Below are 14,972 nucleotides of genomic sequence, written 5' to 3' on the forward strand. Positions count from 1 at the left end.
GGTTCGGCTCCGAAGGGGCGGTGTGGCGAAGGCTTACTTGTTGTTGGCCATCGCGCCGGCGCTGTTCTGGCCGCCGAACAGCTGGGTCAGGTAGCGGGTGTTGTTCGCCATCGTCGCCATCAGCGTGTTCAGCGCGGTGAACTGCGCATTGTATTGCTTGGTCAACTGGTCCGAGTAGGTCTGCAGCTGCGTCGCCTGACTCTGCACGCTCTTCAGATCGGCGTTGATTGCGTTGGTGCGCTGGTCGATCAGGCCGGACGTCTGCGTGTACGTGTTGATGTTCGCATTGAGCGCCTGGGCGATGCCGTTCGTCTGGTTGAAGATCGCCGTCACCGCGGAACTGTTCGACTTGAGCGCGGTGGTCAGCGCGGCGGTGTCGACCGACATCGCGCCGGTCGAGTCCACGTTGATGCCGATGCTGCCGAGCGCATAGGTCGTGCCGCCCGTCGTGACGCCGCTGCTGAGCGTCGTCGCGAGTGTGTTCCTGATCGTGTTCATCATCGCGTCGCCGAGCAGCGGGCCGGCGGTCTTCGCCGTCGGGTCGTAGCTCGTCAGCGATTTCGCGGTATTCACGAAGTTGGTATACGCGGTCGCGAAATTGTTGATCGCGGTCGTCGCCGCGGCCGTGTCCTGCGACAGCGTGACGGTTTGCGTCGTGCCGACAGCGGCCTGCGACAGCGCCAGCGTGACGCCCGTCAGCGCGCCCGACACGTTGTTCGACGCGCTCGACACCGGCGTGCCGTCGATCGTCAGCTTCGCGTCGGCGGCCGGCGTGACCGTCGTGTACCCCGACGTCAGTTTCGAGTTGACGCCCGTGCCCGTGATCGAGATCGTGTTGGCCGCGCCGGTGGCGTTCGACTGCATCACGAGATGCTGGCCGTCCGAACCGGTGATGACCGACGCGGTGACGCCGGCATTGCCGGACGCGGAGTTGATCGACGACGCGATGTCGGACAGCGACGCGCCGGCCGCCACGTTGACGTTGAACGCCGGGTTGCTGCCGAAGGTGATGCTCAGCGAGCCGGCCGAGATCGTGTCCGCCGACGTCACGCCGGCCGACGACAGCTTGTTGGCGGTCGCGAGCTGCGTGACATTGACCGAATACGAACCGGCCACCGCGCCGCTGCCGCTCTTGATCGTCGTCGCGATGCCCGTGCCGCTCGCTGTCGCGGCCAGGCTGCCGAGCGCGGTGCCGTCCGAGAGGCCGGTGAGCGCGGTCTGCAGCGCGGACAGCGCACCCTTCAGCTGGCCGATCGCGGACAACTGCGTATTGTCGTTCGTCTGGCGGGTCTGCAGGGTCTGCAATTGCCCGGCCGTCTTCGCGTTCACCAGCGTCGTGACGAGCGTATTGACGTCGAGCGACGAATTGGTCGCGCCGCTGATGATCGATTGACCTGCATTCGCCAGGATGCTGCTGATGTCCGTGCTGCTGACGGGGGTCGTGGTGGCCATGCCGTTGCTCCGGTCGTCCGCGCAACCAACGTGCGCGATGCGGCGGGGCGCCGCGGTTCAATGCAAAGAGGGAGGCGTGCCTCCCTGGAGAATTCTGATCCGGGCGGTGTCGGCGGCGTCGCGATGCATCGCATGGCGACGCCGCCGGCCCGGAGGCGGGCGGGCGCGTGGCCCGCCGCGGGTGCTGCTCGATTAGCCGAGGAGCTTCAGGACTTGCTGCGGCAGCGAGTTCGCTTGCGCCAGAACCGAGATACCCGCTTGTTGCAGCACTTGCGCCTTGCTCAGGTTCGCCGTTTCCGTCGCGAAGTCCGCGTCGGTGATCTGCGAGCGAGCGGCGGTCATGTTGGTTGCCTGGGTTTGCGTCGTCGAGATCGCAGCCTGGAACGTGTTCTGTGCTGCGCCCAGCGTTGCCTGGAACGTGTTGACTTGCTTCAGTGCCGCGTCGATCGCCGTGATCGCCGATTGCGCGCCCGACTGGGTGGCGACGCTCAGGGTGTTCACGCTCATGCCCGTGCTGTTCCAGTTCGCCGTGCCGAAGTCGACGGTGACGACCTGGTTCGCTGCTGCGCCGATCTGGAACGTGACGCTGCCGGTGCCGCCCAGGATGGTCTGGCTGTTGAACGTCGTTTGCGATGCGACACGGTCGATTTCGCCGAGACGCGTCGTCACTTCAGCTTGCAGGTTCGCGCGAGCGCTCGAATCCAGCGAGCCGTCGCCGGCTTGTTGCGCCAGCGTACGGATACGCTGCAGGTTGTCGACCGTCGATTGCAGCGCGCCGTTGGCGGTCTGGATCATCGAGATGCCGTTGTTCGCGTTTGCAACACCTTGCGTCAGCGCGTTGATTGCCGCCGTTTGCGACGTCGAGATCGCCAGGCCGGCTGCATCGTCAGCAGCGGTGTTGATGCGCTTGCCCGACGACAGGCGGTTGATTGCTTGCGACAGTGCGCTCTGCGAGCCCGACAGATTCGTCTGCGTCGTCAGCGAAAGGATGTTGGTGTTGATGTTCAGCATTTGCTTCCTCGTTTTGGAAAATGGCTGGGATACAGACAGGTTCTGATTTCGGCGTTGCGCTTTATCGCGACTGGCGCTGCCCCGCCTTTCCTGGTTGACGGCGGCACCCGGCGAAAACTTTAGAGGGATGTTTGGGTAAATTCGGGACGGAAGGATGGCTGTCGGCCGAAAGGCCCGCCCGGCTTGGCCGGCCGGGCCGCGGGCAGGCGCGGCACCCGGCCCCGTTCGACGGGGTGAGCGACCGCGCGACGCGGAGCGGCGAACCGGGGGATGCAAAAGGGTAGTTTTGTCTGTGATTCTCTGCTATGATGGCGGGCTGAATTGAGATTTCTGTCACGCCTCTGCCGTTTTCGGCATGTCTGCTGGCAGTCAAACGCGGCGCTGCACGCGGTTGTGAAGCGTACTCGCGGTGCTTTCCGCCTCTCTTTTCCGGCCTCCGAGGCCGTATTTCCGCTCGTTTCGCCTGTTTGTGGGGACGCTCGGATGGCCGGTGCGTGGCGCTTGGCCGCTACGTTTTTGACCGTTTAAGCAATTTAGGAACGACATGACGACGATTCTTCTGAAAGAAAACGAGCCGTTCGAAGTGGCGATTCGCCGCTTTCGCCGTGCTATCGAAAAAAATGGCCTGATCGCTGAACTGCGCGAACGCCAGTCCTACGAAAAGCCGACCGCAGTCCGCAAGCGCAAGAAGGCAGCAGCCGTCAAGCGCCTGCACAAGCGCCTGCGCAGCCAGATGCTGCCGAAGAAGCTCCACTAAGAGCGTCTTACGGTTCGCCGCGAAACGGCGGAGCGTGCTTCGAAAGAAGCCGCTCCGCCGTTTTGCTTTTGGGGGCCGGGAAACTCCCGATGCTGTGGCGGGGCGGCCGTTCCGGCCAATGGCTGGCGGCCGGCGGCCGCGGTTTGCGGCCGCCGGCTCGCCGTTCAGAAGTCGATCTTCGCGCTCAGGCTCACCGTGCGCGGGTCGCCCGGCTTTACGTAGTCCGCGTACTGGTATTCCCAGTAACGGCGGTTCAGCACGTTGTCGATCGACGCGCGCAGCGTCACGTCGTGGCGGCCGACCCGCGTCAGGTAGCGCGCGCCCGCGTTGACGACCAGAAAGCCCGGCGCGTCGAGGCCGCCGGCCGCGCGCAGCGGCGTCGCGCCGGTGAATTTCGCGTCGACGCCGAGCGTCAGCCCCGGCACGCCCGGCACCGCATAGCCGAGGTCGCCGGCGAGCACGAAACGTGGCGCGCCCGCGACACGGTTGCCGTTGTTGCCGATCCCGTTCGCGTACCACGCGTCGAGCAGCATCGCGTCGACGCCTGCGTTCCAGCGTGCGCCGAATTTCGCGCGCGCACCGAACTCGATCCCCTGGATGATCGATTCGCCGTCCTGCACGTAGACGTTCGCGGCGTTCGCATATTCGGCGCTGCGCTGGATGCGGAACAGCGCGGCCGTCGCGCTCCAGCGCGCGTGCTCGCTCTTGATCCCCAGCTCGTATTGCTTGCTGCGCAGCGGCTTGAGCACTTGGCCGGCGTTCGCGTAGACGTCGTTCACGCGGCTGCCGGGCTCGAGCGATTCGGCGTAGCTCGCGTACGCGGTGGTGGTCGGCGCGAGCTTGAACATCACCGCGAACGTCGGCGTGACCACGCCGTTCTGGCGGTAGCCGGGATCCTCGACGCCGCTCGCCTGGAACGAGCGCTGCTCGTAGTTCATGTAGCGCACGCCGGCGAGTACCGACCACCGCTCGGTGAGCTGCACGGTGTCGCTCGCGAACAGCGATTTCTGCACGATCTCGCTCGTGCGGTACTGGATGAAGCCATGCGGGCTGTCGTAGCGGTATGGGTTCGGCGCATACAGGTTGCCGGCGCCGAGCGGCACGAACACGCTGTTCGCCGAATAGTCGTTCGCCTGCTTCTGCCACGACGCGCCGAGCACGATCTGGTGGCTGAACGGGCCCGTGCGCACCTTGCCCTCGACCATCGCGCGCCACTGGCTGAAGCGGTGATCCTCCATCCCGACGTAGCGGCTGTCGGTGTAGTTGCCGGCCGCGTCCTGCAGGTACAGCGTGCTTTCGTTGCGGCGGCGCGTCGCCTTGCTGTAGCTGTACGCGACGTCGAGCTGCCAGTCGGGTGCGAGCTGGTATTGCAGCCCGGCCGTGTAGAGCTGCAGGTTCGTGTTCAGGTACTGGTCCTTGCCGCCGAGGTTCGTCGTGCCGCCGCTGATCGTCGCGGGCAGCGCGCCGCCCGGGTAGCTGCCGGTGAAGATCGACGGCGTCTGACCCGTCGTGCGGCGGTCCTGGTACAGCGCGCCGAACGTCACCGACAGGTCGCGCGTCAGGTTCGCCTGCAGCGCGAGCGAGACGCTGTCGCGGCGGATGTTGCCGTCGTTGTACGTCTTGCCTTCCTCGTGCGTCGCGTTCAGCCGCGCGCCGAACATGCCGTTCGGCCCGAAGCGCTGGCCGAGATCGACGTGCTCGGTCCACACGTTGGTACTCCGGTAGCCGACGTCGACGCTGCGCACGGGCTCGACGCCCGGCTGCTTCGTCACGTAGTTGACGACGCCGCCGGGCGTCACGAAGCCGTACAGGAACCCGCCGAGCCCTTTCAGCAGCTCGACGCGGTCGAGCTGTTCGTACGGCATCGTGATCCCGTACGTGACGAACGGCAGCCCGTCGATCTTGTAGCCGTTCTGCCAGTCGAGCTGCATGCCGCGCACGGTCATGTAGCTGGCCCATGCGCTGTACGCGCCGCTGTTGTCGGACACCGAGGCGTCGTTCGCGAACACGTCGCCGAGCTTGTACGGCTGGCGTGCCTCGAGCTCCTCCGACGTGACGATCGTCGTCGAGAACGGCGTGTCGAGCTGGCGGCGCGTGCCGAGCGCACCGGTGGAGAGCGTGTCGGTCAGGTGCTGCGGCGAGTCATGCGCAGCGGTGACGTTGATGGCCGGCAGCGCCGTGGCGCCGCCGGGCGAATCGTCCGCGTGCGCGAGCGACGCGGCAAGGCAGGCAAGGGCGGCGGCCACACGACGTGGGCGGACAGGAGGACGGGCGAGGCTGACGGTCATGACGGGTAAGTAAAAATGCAAGTAAGAATCATTCGCATTGCGATAAAATGTTGCGCATCGTATCAAAACCCGTCGAACGCGCAACAATTCCATGCCGCGTGCAAGGGCATCCGGCCTCGCCAGCGGCGGCCGGCCGGCTCGGGCGCGGCGCCTGACCGCAAATGATCTGCATCCCGTTGAACCGGGGCCGCTCGTGCCGGCCCGCTTTCCCTTCCCAGGGCGCGCGATGAACGCGTTCCTGCGACCGTTTCTCGTCCGCCTGCATCGCTGGTTCGGCCTCGCGATCGCGCTGTTCCTGTTCGTCGCGGGCCTTACCGGCGCGCTGATCGCGTGGGATCACGAGCTCGACGCGGCACTGAACCCGGACTTCTACACCGCCCGCAGCGATGCGGCGCCGCTTGATCCGCTCGCGCTCGCGACGCGCATCGAGGCCGCCGACCCGCGCGTGCAGGTGACCTATCTGCCGCTCGCGATCGAGCCGGGCCACACACTGCAGGCGGGCGTGATGCCGCGCACCGACCCGGCAACGGGCCAGCCGTACGCGCTCGGCTTCAGCCAGATCGCCGTCGATCCCGCGACCGGTGCGGTGCAGGGCCGCCGCGAATGGGGCGCGCTGTCGGTCGCGCGGCTCGACCTGATGCCGTTCATCTACCGGCTGCACTATTCGCTGTTCCTGCCCGTGTACGGCGGGATCAACTTCGGGTTCTGGGTGATGGGCGTCGTCGGCATCGTGTGGGCGATCGACTGCCTGATCGCGCTCGTGCTCGCGTTTCCGAACCCGAAGAGCTGGCGCAAGTCGTTTGCGTTCCGCGTGCGCCGCGGCGGCTATCCGCTGGTGTTCGACCTGCACCGCTCGGGCGGCGTGTGGGTGTGGGGGCTGCTGCTGGTCGTCGCGGTCACGTCGATCTCGATGAACCTCGCCGTGCCCGTCGTGCGGCCGCTGGTATCGCTGGTGTCGCCGCTGGCCGAGACGCCGTACACGAATCCCGAACACTTCCCGCCCGCCGCGCCGGGCAGCACGATCCTGCCGCGCGAGCGGATCGTCGAGATCGCGCGTGCGGCCGGGCGCGACGCGGGTTTCGCCGCACCGCCCGGCGCGCTGCTGTTCGCGCCGGCGATGAATGCCTATGCGGTCGGGTTCTTCACGCCCGGCAACGATCACGGCGACGTCGGGCTCGGCAATGCGTGGCTCTATTGGGATGCGGTGACCGGCAAGCCCGTTGCCGCCCAGGTGCCGGGCCGCGGTTCGGCCGGCGACCTGTTCATGCAGGCGCAGTTTCCGCTGCACTCGGGGCGGATCGCCGGCGTCGCGGGGCGTGCCGCGGTGAGCGCGCTCGGCATCGTCATCGCGATGCTGAGCGTGACGGGCATCTGCATCTGGGTGAAGAAGCGCAGCGCCCGCGTGCGGGCCGCGCGCAGCACGCGCTCGGTTGCGCCGGCGTCGTCGCGCGTCGCAAGGTGAGGGGTGGCGCGCCGCGCCGCGCTTCGTGAGCGGTGAGCGGGCGGCGTAACCCGCGTTGGGCCGCGGGGACCGGCGGTCGGTCGGCAGCTGCCCGCGCCGTCGGCCCGCCTCGTGCCGTCAGCCCGCCTTGCGCCGGCGTGCGGCCGGCTTGCCGCCGAGCGCCGCGCATTGTGCGTGGCACGGGCAGCCAACTTCGTGATCGTTGACCATGCCGGTGGCCTGCATCAGCGCATAGCAGATGGTCGAACCGACGAACTTGCAGCCATACGCCTTCAGCGCCTTGCTGAGCGCGTCGGACTGTTCGGTCGACGCGGGCGCGTCGCGGTACGACTGCCACGCGTTCTGGACCGGCGTATCGCCGACGAACGACCACAGGAACGCGGCGAGCGACCCGTGCTCTTCGCGGATGCGCTGCACGGCGCGCGCATTGGTGACCGCCGATTCGACCTTCGCGCGGTTGCGCACGATGCCGGGATTCTCCAGCAGCTTCTCGATGCGTTTCGGCGTGAAGCGCGCGACGGCATCGACGTCGAAATCCGCAAAGGCTTCGCGATAGCCCGCGCGCTTGTTCAGGATCGTCGACCACGACAACCCGGCCTGCGCGCCTTCCAGGATCAGCATTTCGAACAGGTGGCGATCGTCGTGCGACGGCACGCCCCACTCGGTATCGTGATAGTGAGCATCCGCTTCCGTCTTCACCCAGTTGCACCGCTGCGACATCGTCTGCCTCGCATTTCGTATCGATTCGATCGCGTCAGCATAGCGGAAGCCCTTTTCACGGAACAGCCGGCCGAACGGCAGATGGGCGCGCGGCGCCGATCCGGTTAAGCTTGGCGCCTGTTCGAATCAGCGGGATGAAGGCATGGCGGCATTACTTTTTGCGATCGGCATCGACGGCGGCGGCACGGGCACGCGCGCGGTGCTGGCCGACCGGCACGGGCGCGAGCTCGCGCAGGGGCGCGGCGGCCCGTCAGGGCTCGGGCTCGGCATCGAGCGCGCGTGGGCGTCGATCGGCGCAGCCTGCGCGGATGCATTCACCCAGGCCGGTCATGCATTCGACTGGTCGCAGTGCGCGCTCGGCTGCGGGCTCGCGGGCGTCAACAATGCGGCGTGGCTGGCCGCGTTCCGCGCGCAGGCACCGCTCGGCGCGCTCGCGGTCGAGAGCGACGCGTATACGACCGTCGTCGGCGCGCACGGCGGCGCGCCGGGGCTGATCGTCGCGCTCGGCACCGGCAGCATCGCCGCGGCGCTCGATGCGGCCGGCGCGTGCCGCATCGCGGGCGGCTTCGGCTTCCCGTCCGGCGACGAGGCGAGCGGCGCATGGCTCGGCGTGCGCGCGCTCGCGTATGCGCAGCAGGCGCTCGACGGCCGCGTGCCGCGCGATGCGTTCGCCACCGCGCTGCTCGCGGAAACGGGCGCGCAGGATCGCGACGCGCTCGTCCAGTGGTCGTGCGATGCGAACCAGACGATCTACGCGCGGCTTGCGCCGATCGTGTTCGCGCATCGTGCGCATCCGGTCGCGGCCGCGCTGATCGCGCAGGCGGGCGACGAGATCGGCAAGATGATCGACGCGCTCGATCCGCAGCGGGCGCTGCCGGTTGCGCTGTGCGGTGGATTGGCGGACGCCCTCGCTCCGGCCGTGCCGGCACGCCATGCCGTCCGGCTGCGCGCGCCGCTCGACGATTCCGCGCACGGCGCGCTGCGGCTCGCGCTGCAGGCGTTGCGGGCGGCGGAAGGGGGCTGACGGCGTTTCGGGGGGATGGAGGCGCACCGCAACCGCGCCGCTGGCGGCAATCGACCGGGAACCGTCCGGCGGGCAACCGGGCACGACGTTAGAATGGCCGTTCCGCAGAGCCCTGAGCGCCATTCTTCCGTCCCATGTACAAAGTCATCGCCACCGATCTCGACGGTACCCTGCTGAACAGCGACCACCAGCTCGATCCGTACACGATCGACACCGTCCGCCGGCTCGACCGCGACGGCCTGCAGTTCGTGATCGCCACCGGGCGCCATTACGCGGACGTCGCCGGCATTCGCGACGTGCTCGGCATCCGGCCGTACCTGATCACGTCGAACGGCGCGCGTGTGCATGCACCGGACGACACGACGATCCACGCGCAGGACATCGATCCGGCGATCGTCCGCGGCCTCGTGCAGCCGGATGTCGTCGGCGCGCATGGCCGCGTGATCGTCAACCTGTTCACCGACCAGGGCTGGCTGATCGACCGCGATGCGCCGCACCTGCTCGAATTCCACCAGGATTCGGGCTTCCGCTACGACGTGATCGACATGCCCGCGCATGACGGCGCGGATATCGCGAAAGTGCTGTACATCGGCGATCCGGCGGATCTGGCGGTCGTCGCCGAGCAGATGCGCGTGCGCTTCGGCGATGCGCTGTACGTCACGTACTCGCTGCCCGATTGCCTCGAGGTGATGACCGCGAACGTGTCGAAGGGCCGCGCGCTGCGCTCGGTGCTCGCACGGCTCGGCGTCGACACCGGCCACTGCATCGCGTTCGGCGACAACATGAACGATATCGACCTGCTCGAAACCGCCGGCCACGCGTTCATGATGAACAACGCGAATCCCGACCTGATCGCGCGGCTCCCGCACATCCCGCGGATCGGCAACAACTTCGATTCGGGCGTCGCCCGTCACCTGCGCACGCTGTTCTCGCTCGAAGACAACGTCGCCGCCTCCTGAGCGCGCTGCCGGCGCGGAAATGAAAAACGGGCGCCAGTGGCGCCCGTCGAAATGACCTGCCTCGATCTTCTTCGACAGCGTGAGGCTCGCTGCTCTGCTCGCTTGACCCCGTAGTGTTTTATTCGCTTGTGCGAGCCGATGCCGGCAGCAGGTCGACGGCGTCGTCACGCCCCGCGACCAGCGGATAGATGATCCCGGCGAGTACCGCGCCGATGATCGGTGCCACCCAGAACAGCCAGAGCTGACCGATCGCATCGCCGCCCACGAACAGCGCGGGGCCGGTCGAGCGGGCCGGGTTCACCGACGTGTTGGTGACCGGGATCGAGATCAGGTGGATCAGCGTCAGGCACAGGCCGATCGCGATCGGCGCAAAGCCGGCCGGCACGCCGCGCTTGTCGGTGGCGCCCAGGATCACGAACAGGAAGAAGCCCGTCATCACGACTTCGCAAATGAACGCCGAACTGAGTGCGTAGTGGCCGGGCGAGCGTTCGCCGAAGCCGTTCGTCGCGAAGCCGCTGCCGACGACATCGAAGCCCGGCTTGCCGGTCGCGATCAGGTACAGCACGAACGCGCCGAGCGTCGCGCCGACCACCTGCGCGACGATGTACGGCACGAGATCGCGTGCGGGGAAGCGGCCGGCGACCGTCAGGCCGACGCTCACCGCCGGATTCAGGTGGCAGCCCGAAATGTGGCCAATTGCGAATGCCATCGTCAGCACGGTCAGGCCGAAGGCAAGTGCGACGCCGGCAAAGCCGATGCCGAGGCCCGGAAAGGCGGCGGCCAGCACGGCGCTTCCGCACCCGCCGAGCACCAGCCAGAACGTGCCGAATACCTCTGCAGCGAGACGCTGAGAAAGATTCATGTAAGGACCTCGTTCAAGTGGATTGAAGACAACCGGACGACGCGACGGATTTAAACCGTCACCCGGAATTGGTCTGGATTATAGGAAATGAATCGGGTCGGGGAGGGTCAACGATTGTTAAATTTGAATAGCTGACGAATGCCTTTTATTAGAATAAGTCCGCATTCTCGATATAGTCGAATCGGTTAAAGATGACAGCATTCATTTCAAAGGGCAGGGCGGCAGTGCGGATGGCGTAACGGATGTTGGTGTCCCGGCCGGATTCGCCGGGGCCGCATCATCGAAAAGGGGAGTCAAAAAATGTCTCAATACGCGAAGCTCAAGGCGCAGATCGCCGATCTGCAGGCCCAGGCGGACGATGTGCGCCGCCAGGAAGTGGCGGCGGTGATTGCGGAAGTCCAGCAAAAGATTGCCGAATATGGGCTGACTGCCCAGGATCTGGGCTTCGCGGAGCGAGCGAAGCGCGGGCGTCCGCCGAAGAAGGCGCCGCTGCCCCCGAAATACCGCGATCCGAAGTCGGGCGCGACCTGGAGCGGGCGTGGCAAGCCGCCGAATTGGATCGTCGGTAAAAACCGCGATCGTTTCCTCATCGAATGACCGAAAGCCCAAACAAAAGAGCCGCATCGAGATGCGGCTCTTTTGTTATCCGCGCCAATTTCGGCGCGGATTGGATTACGGCATATTTCCTTGCGGCATTCCGTGTCAGGCGCCGGCGACCCGGCGCAATGCCGGTTGACGGGCTCCCGTGCAAAGCGATTCGTAAGTTTCGACGTATCGCTGCGCCATCGCCTTCGAGCTGAAGCGCGTATCGAAACGTTCGCGGATGGCGGTGCGCGACAGGCTGTCGATCCGGTGCAGCGCGCCGACCGCGCCCTGCACGTCCTCGACGATGAAGCCGGTCACGCCGTCCTCGATCACTTCGGGCACCGAGCCGCGGTTGAACGCGACGACCGGCGTGCCGCAGGCCATCGCCTCGATCATCACCAGGCCGAACGGCTCCGGCCAGTCGATCGGGAACAGCAGCGCCTTCGCGCCGGACAGGAACGCGGGCTTCTGCGCCTCGTTGATCTCGCCGATGAATTCGACGTGCGCCTGGTCGAGCAGCGGCTCGATCACTTCCTTGAAGTAGTCGGCGTCGGCCTTGTCGACCTTCGCGGCGATCTTCAGCGGCAGCCCGCTTTGCGCGGCGATCCGGATCGCGGTGTCGACGCGCTTTTCCGGGCAGATCCGGCCGAGGAACGCGAGGTATTCGGGCTTCACGCCCGGTTGCGGCGTGAGCAGCGTGTCGGGCAGCCCGTGATACACGGTGCCGGCCCACGCGGCCTGCGGCAGCGGCTTGCGCTGGTTGTTCGAGATCGACACAACCGGCGCGTCCGGGAACGCATCGAACACGGGCTGCAGTTCCGGCAGGTCGAGGCGGCCGTGCAGCGTCGTCACGTACGGCGTGTCGAGGCGCGACATCAGCGGGAACGGCAGGTAGTCGAGGTGGAAGTGCAGCACGTCGAATTCGTGCGCGACCCGGGCGACCTTTTCGAGGAGCCGCATATGGGGCGCCATCGAATCGCGGATCGACGGGTCGAGCCGCAGTGCGCGCGGCCAGGCCGCCTCGAGTCGGGCCGACGTGACGGAGTCGCCGCTGGCAAACAGGGTCACGTCATGGCCGAGATCGACGAGCGCCTCGGTGAGGTAGGACACGACACGCTCGGTGCCGCCGTAGAGTTTCGGCGGAACGGCTTCGTAAAGCGGCGCGATCTGGGCAATTCGCATGGATGTTCTCCTGTTTCGACCCGGGGCGCGGTGGCGCCGACGCGGGTCCCGTGCAACGTTGCGGAACTCGCCGGCGTACGCGGTTGGCGGTACGTGGCCGTGCCCTGGGCGGGGTGCGCGGGGCTTCGGACGGCAAGCTGCGGGGCGGGCCGGCACGGCTCGCGCCGCCGCCCATTGGAGTCCATTATCGATATCGCCCTGAGGGGTTCGAGTGTTTTTTCAAACACTTAAGGCTTGTTACACGATGAAATACGCGAAAACCCCGATAAAAAGGGTGCGGAAACAGAAATAGAGATAGACGCAACTATTGTTGCGTCTTCGTGAAAAAGCACTATAATTTTTACCGATCCGATTGCTGGCAGCCTTGCCGGCAAGCCTTCCAGGACTGCACGGAGGCCATCGGACACATCACAGCCGAATCCGCGCTGCCAGCCGCTTCCCCGATTGAGTCTTTCAATTCGCTTTGTCGGAAAAATTCCTACACGGTTTACAGACAAATCCTGCGCGGCATACGCCACTTCGCTGATACCGGCGCACATGCCGTTTGGCCAAAATTCGCCCTGTAAGACTATAAACGAGCCGACTGAGCGCCAAGAGCGCCCTGATCGAGCAAACGTTTTCATAACACGAATGGCCAAAGCAAAGCTCTTTAACGGGGGAATCATGAGCGCTACCAGCGAAATGCTCAGTGAGATCAAAGAGGTCAACCTGTCGTACCTCCTCCTCGCGCAACGCCTGCTGCGGGAAGACAAAGCGATGGGCATGTTCCGCATGGGCATTTCCCAGGAACTCGCCGACGTGCTCGCCAGCCTCACGCTCGCACAGACCGTGAAGCTGGCTGCGTCGAACCAGATGCTGTGCCGCTTCCGCTTCGATGATCACGCGCTGCTCTCGTCGCTCGCCGACAAGGGCCGCAGCGATGTCGTCGCGCACGCCCACTCGGCCATCCTGATGGCCGGGCAGCAGGTCGAAGGCGTCCGCTGATCCATCCCGCCTTGCGTTTGTCCCGGCGTGCCGCGCCGGTGGGCAGCGTATTGGCCATCCATCCGAATAACGTCAAGCGGACGGTTATCACCATGGCAAGCAAAAGCGTCGTGATCGAGGTGAAGGAAATCACCCTCGCCATCGAACTGATCGAACTGGGCGCCCGGCTGCAGCTGCTGGAAGCGGAGACGAGCCTGTCGCGGGACCGTCTGATCAAGCTGTACAAGGAACTGAAGGGCGTGTCGCCGCCGAAGGGGATGCTGCCGTTCTCGACCGACTGGTTCATGACGTGGCAGCCGAACATCCACTCGTCGCTGTTCTACAACATCTACCGGTTCATGCAGGACCACGGCCGCTGCGAGCCGATCCAGTCGATCGTGAAGGCGTACCGGCTCTATCAGGAGCACGTGAACCTGTCCGGCGACGAGGCCGCGCTGAGCCTCACGCGCGCGTGGACGCTCGTGCGCTTCTTCGATTCGGGGATGCTGCAGATGACCCCGTGCACGCGCTGCGGCGGCCACTTCGTCGCGCATGCGCATGATCCGCATCAAGGTTTCGTCTGCGGCCTCTGCCAGCCGCCGTCGCGCGCGGGCAAGACCCGCAAGGCCGCCGCCGCGCGCGCCGAACTGGCCGCTGCCGCGGCCTGAGCAGCGCCGGGCGGGGCGCTCAGGCCGCGCCGGATGGCGCGAATCGTCTGCGAATTGCTGGTAAACACCGTCGGGCCGCCGCCTGGCCGCCCGCGAAAGTTTTCCTGCCGACTGCCGTAAACCTGATTAACGGCGGTCTCCCCGCCGGTCATTCGTGAGGGACAGGCAGTGCTGATTATCGTGGGAACACTCGTGACGCTGTTGTCCGTCTTCGGCGGTTATGCGCTGGCAGGCGGGCATCTGGGCGCCTTGATCCAGCCGGTCGAGATCCTGATGATCGTGGGCGCCGGCGTCGGCGCGTTCATCCTCGGCAACGGCGGCAAGACCATCAAGGCCACGCTGCGCGTGCTGCCGACGCTCTTCAAGGGCTCGAAATACACGAAGGATGTCTACATGGAGCTGATGGCGCTTCTTTACGTGCTGCTCGCGAAGGCACGCAAGGAAGGCACGCTCACGCTCGAGGCCGACATCGACGATCCGGAAAAGAGCCCGATCTTCACGCAATACCCGAAGATCCTCGCCGATCATCACATCGTCGAATTCCTGACCGACTACCTGCGCCTGATGGTGGGCGGCAACATGAACGCGTTCGAGATCGAGAGCCTGATGGACGAGGAGATCGAGACGCACCACGCGGAAGGCGAAGGCCCCGCGCATGCGCTGATGCGTGTCGGCGACGCGATGCCGGCATTCGGTATCGTCGCGGCCGTGATGGGCGTCGTGCACACGATGGCGTCGGCCGACAAGCCGCCCGCGGTGCTCGGCGCGATGATCGCGCAGGCGCTGGTCGGCACGTTCCTCGGGATCCTGCTGTCGTACGGGCTGATCGGGCCGCTCGCGAGCCTCGCGGAGCAGCGCGTCGCCGAGTCGACCAAGATGTTCCAGTGCATCAAGGTGACGATCCTCGCGACGCTGAACGGCTATGCGCCGGCGATTGCGGTCGAGTTCGGCCGCAAGGTGCTGTTCTCGACCGAGCGCCCGTCGTTCTCCGAACTCGAAGAACATGTGCGCCGCGTGAAGGCGAAGTGACGCGGAGCGC

Annotated in this window: 14 protein-coding genes; 8 read left to right on the forward strand and 6 right to left on the reverse strand. The window is 66.2% G+C overall.

Annotated elements, in window-relative coordinates:
* Positions 1-33 precede the first annotated feature (33 nt).
* Together fliD and CFB40_RS00935 are read right to left on the reverse strand one after the other, a co-directional pair.
* Positions 34-1,452: a flagellar filament capping protein FliD gene (gene fliD / locus CFB40_RS00930; RefSeq protein ID WP_089424225.1), complete on the reverse strand. Its 1,419-nt coding sequence runs from the start codon at positions 1,450-1,452 to the stop codon at positions 34-36.
* 192 nt (positions 1,453-1,644) lie between these two features.
* Complete coding sequence (locus CFB40_RS00935; RefSeq protein ID WP_011350581.1) at positions 1,645-2,463, reverse strand: flagellin domain-containing protein; 819 nt, start codon at positions 2,461-2,463, stop codon at positions 1,645-1,647.
* A 544-nt stretch (positions 2,464-3,007) separates the two neighbouring features.
* On the opposite strand from CFB40_RS00935, the gene rpsU reads away from it, so the two are divergent.
* On the forward strand, positions 3,008-3,220 hold the full coding sequence (gene rpsU / locus CFB40_RS00940) for a 30S ribosomal protein S21 (RefSeq protein WP_006401410.1): 213 nt from the start codon (positions 3,008-3,010) through the stop codon (positions 3,218-3,220).
* A 164-nt stretch (positions 3,221-3,384) separates the two neighbouring features.
* On the opposite strand, the gene CFB40_RS00945 is transcribed toward rpsU, so the two are convergent.
* Positions 3,385-5,508 carry a TonB-dependent siderophore receptor gene (locus CFB40_RS00945; protein WP_089430451.1) on the reverse strand — a complete coding sequence of 708 codons (2,124 nt, stop codon included), beginning with the start codon at positions 5,506-5,508 and terminating at the stop codon, positions 3,385-3,387.
* A 226-nt stretch (positions 5,509-5,734) separates the two neighbouring features.
* On the opposite strand from CFB40_RS00945, the gene CFB40_RS00955 reads away from it, so the two are divergent.
* Positions 5,735-6,970, forward strand: coding sequence for a PepSY-associated TM helix domain-containing protein (locus CFB40_RS00955; protein WP_089430452.1), 1,236 nt, complete (start codon positions 5,735-5,737; stop codon positions 6,968-6,970).
* Positions 6,971-7,087: 117 nt separating this feature from the next.
* Here CFB40_RS00955 and CFB40_RS00960 read toward each other — a convergent pair whose 3' ends face one another.
* Entirely contained in the window at positions 7,088-7,690 is a 603-nt protein-coding gene (locus tag CFB40_RS00960) for a DNA-3-methyladenine glycosylase I (protein WP_089430453.1), read from the reverse strand.
* Between the two features lie 142 nt (positions 7,691-7,832).
* Between CFB40_RS00960 and CFB40_RS00965 the strand changes: the two genes are divergently transcribed.
* Both CFB40_RS00965 and CFB40_RS00970 read left to right on the forward strand, forming a co-directional pair.
* Positions 7,833-8,714: a BadF/BadG/BcrA/BcrD ATPase family protein gene (locus CFB40_RS00965; RefSeq protein WP_089424230.1), complete on the forward strand. Its 882-nt coding sequence runs from the start codon at positions 7,833-7,835 to the stop codon at positions 8,712-8,714.
* Positions 8,715-8,848: 134 nt separating this feature from the next.
* Positions 8,849-9,673, forward strand: coding sequence for a Cof-type HAD-IIB family hydrolase (locus CFB40_RS00970; protein WP_089424231.1), 825 nt, complete (start codon positions 8,849-8,851; stop codon positions 9,671-9,673).
* A gap of 118 nt (positions 9,674-9,791) precedes the next feature.
* Here CFB40_RS00970 and aqpZ read toward each other — a convergent pair whose 3' ends face one another.
* Entirely contained in the window at positions 9,792-10,535 is a 744-nt protein-coding gene (aqpZ, locus tag CFB40_RS00975) for an aquaporin Z (RefSeq protein WP_089424232.1), read from the reverse strand.
* A gap of 300 nt (positions 10,536-10,835) precedes the next feature.
* On the opposite strand from aqpZ, the gene CFB40_RS00980 reads away from it, so the two are divergent.
* Positions 10,836-11,132 (forward strand): H-NS histone family protein, encoded by a 297-nt coding sequence (locus CFB40_RS00980; protein WP_021162849.1) that lies wholly within the window; start codon positions 10,836-10,838, stop codon positions 11,130-11,132.
* Between the two features lie 105 nt (positions 11,133-11,237).
* Here CFB40_RS00980 and CFB40_RS00985 read toward each other — a convergent pair whose 3' ends face one another.
* The gene (locus CFB40_RS00985) at positions 11,238-12,302 is read right to left on the reverse strand and encodes a glycosyltransferase family 4 protein (RefSeq protein ID WP_046547453.1); all 1,065 of its coding nucleotides are present in this window, start codon (positions 12,300-12,302) and stop codon (positions 11,238-11,240) included.
* A 663-nt stretch (positions 12,303-12,965) separates the two neighbouring features.
* On the opposite strand from CFB40_RS00985, the gene flhD reads away from it, so the two are divergent.
* The 3 genes from flhD (at position 12,966) to motA (ending at position 14,962) form a co-directional block, all read left to right on the forward strand.
* On the forward strand, positions 12,966-13,286 hold the full coding sequence (flhD, locus tag CFB40_RS38945; protein WP_254600254.1) for a flagellar transcriptional regulator FlhD: 321 nt from the start codon (positions 12,966-12,968) through the stop codon (positions 13,284-13,286).
* Positions 13,287-13,378: 92 nt separating this feature from the next.
* Positions 13,379-13,933, forward strand: coding sequence for a flagellar transcriptional regulator FlhC (gene flhC, locus CFB40_RS01000; RefSeq protein WP_011350591.1), 555 nt, complete (start codon positions 13,379-13,381; stop codon positions 13,931-13,933).
* Between the two features lie 168 nt (positions 13,934-14,101).
* On the forward strand, positions 14,102-14,962 hold the full coding sequence (motA, locus tag CFB40_RS01005; RefSeq protein WP_011350592.1) for a flagellar motor stator protein MotA: 861 nt from the start codon (positions 14,102-14,104) through the stop codon (positions 14,960-14,962).
* Positions 14,963-14,972: the final 10 nt, after the last annotated feature.

It is taken from the genome of Burkholderia sp. AU31652 (genome assembly GCF_002223155.1).
Taxonomy (GTDB): domain Bacteria; phylum Pseudomonadota; class Gammaproteobacteria; order Burkholderiales; family Burkholderiaceae; genus Burkholderia.

Coding starts and splice junctions, on each gene's coding strand:
- flhD (WP_254600254.1), top strand. CDS start 12,966: ATGAGCGCTACCAGCGAAATGCTCAGTGAGATCAAAGAGGTCAACCTG.
- CFB40_RS00945 (WP_089430451.1), bottom strand. CDS start 5,508: ATGACCGTCAGCCTCGCCCGTCCTCCTGTCCGCCCACGTCGTGTGGCC.
- CFB40_RS00935 (WP_011350581.1), bottom strand. CDS start 2,463: ATGCTGAACATCAACACCAACATCCTTTCGCTGACGACGCAGACGAAT.
- aqpZ (WP_089424232.1), bottom strand. CDS start 10,535: ATGAATCTTTCTCAGCGTCTCGCTGCAGAGGTATTCGGCACGTTCTGG.
- CFB40_RS00965 (WP_089424230.1), top strand. CDS start 7,833: ATGGCGGCATTACTTTTTGCGATCGGCATCGACGGCGGCGGCACGGGC.
- CFB40_RS00970 (WP_089424231.1), top strand. CDS start 8,849: ATGTACAAAGTCATCGCCACCGATCTCGACGGTACCCTGCTGAACAGC.
- fliD (WP_089424225.1), bottom strand. CDS start 1,452: ATGGCCACCACGACCCCCGTCAGCAGCACGGACATCAGCAGCATCCTG.
- flhC (WP_011350591.1), top strand. CDS start 13,379: ATGGCAAGCAAAAGCGTCGTGATCGAGGTGAAGGAAATCACCCTCGCC.
- CFB40_RS00960 (WP_089430453.1), bottom strand. CDS start 7,690: ATGTCGCAGCGGTGCAACTGGGTGAAGACGGAAGCGGATGCTCACTAT.
- CFB40_RS00980 (WP_021162849.1), top strand. CDS start 10,836: ATGTCTCAATACGCGAAGCTCAAGGCGCAGATCGCCGATCTGCAGGCC.
- CFB40_RS00955 (WP_089430452.1), top strand. CDS start 5,735: ATGAACGCGTTCCTGCGACCGTTTCTCGTCCGCCTGCATCGCTGGTTC.
- rpsU (WP_006401410.1), top strand. CDS start 3,008: ATGACGACGATTCTTCTGAAAGAAAACGAGCCGTTCGAAGTGGCGATT.
- CFB40_RS00985 (WP_046547453.1), bottom strand. CDS start 12,302: ATGCGAATTGCCCAGATCGCGCCGCTTTACGAAGCCGTTCCGCCGAAA.